General features: G+C 35.1%; 1 protein-coding gene. It reads right to left on the bottom strand.

Annotation, left to right across the window (positions count from 1 at the left end):
* Positions 1-313: 313 nt before the first annotated feature.
* The coding region (locus tag EKM73_RS12705; protein ID WP_225421422.1) for a DUF6994 family protein at positions 314-1,160 on the bottom strand (847 nt) is incomplete at its 5' end.

Here is a 1,160-nt window from a genome sequence, read left to right as displayed (position 1 = left end):
TGCTAACTATCATAAGGGAGAGGCTTTCCCTTTTCAATTGCTTATTTTTCTATTTACACATAATTATTTAAACACTCATGCTGCAGTACAGTATAACTAGATCGATATTACTTTAAAATTGATTTCTTTGAAATATTGAAAGCCGCCACTACTGGATTTTGAATCTAGTAGTGGCGGCTTTCTTAGTTTATGAAAATACTAAACCCGGCATCGAAAAGATATAGGAAAGCCAACAATTTACAGCTTGCCATTTACATGTAACTAAGCTTTATCATACATCTAAAAATTATTAAATTTTCGTTGAAGACATTAGCTAATTTGATGACAAGTTTTCAGTCCCATATACCAACAGTTTCGTCCGTTTCTTAATCAGCAAATTTGAATTCTCTACAAATCTTTGATATTCATCATGCTTTTGTGGTATTGAAATCTGTTCGGTCATCAGCACTACTGCTTTCCCCTGCACTAGGTCTGAATTTACCAAATCTAAGACCTCACCATCGGGGGTCAAGAACATTTCCAATTTGAAAAAGCTAATAAAGTGATTAAAGTTTCTGAATCGATTGAACCATTTCTTAGATCCTTCAATAGCTTCAGACAACCGCGTTTCTCTTCGACATTCAAACCAGCTCTTTATTGCAAACAACGTTAAATCAAATCTATCAAAGTAGCCCTTTTCCCCACCACGAGCTTGATTAACTGTCGGTACCGGCCTCGTACCACGCGGAAATACAATATGCCCGCCAATTTCCCGTGAAATCATTAAAAAGTCCATAATCTCATTATCAGATAGATGAGCCTTATGCGCCCAATACTTTGAGGGGCCAATATAATCCGGAGAAAGGAGAATGTCATCATTATCAATAAATATTGTATAGTACTCTGGAGCTGTTCCATACTGCTGTGCTTTAACTTCTGCACTTATACAACCAATATCACCTAACGATTTCCTTGAAAAAAAGATGTTTGTTAAATCCTCATATAACTCTTTTGAATCACTATCCGGATCAAGCCTATTATGCAGATTAAAATCGTTTGGAAAGTCTCGATACAGTCTACTTAAATAATTTTTAAACTCCATAAGAGTGTTTAAATAATTATGTGTAAATAGAAAAATAAGCAATTGAAAAGGGAAAGCCTCTCCCTTATGATAGTTAGCA

Source organism: Levilactobacillus fuyuanensis, from assembly GCF_003946395.1.
In the GTDB taxonomy this organism is placed as follows: domain Bacteria; phylum Bacillota; class Bacilli; order Lactobacillales; family Lactobacillaceae; genus Levilactobacillus; species Levilactobacillus fuyuanensis.
This window is presented reverse-complemented; position numbering and strand designations above follow the sequence as displayed.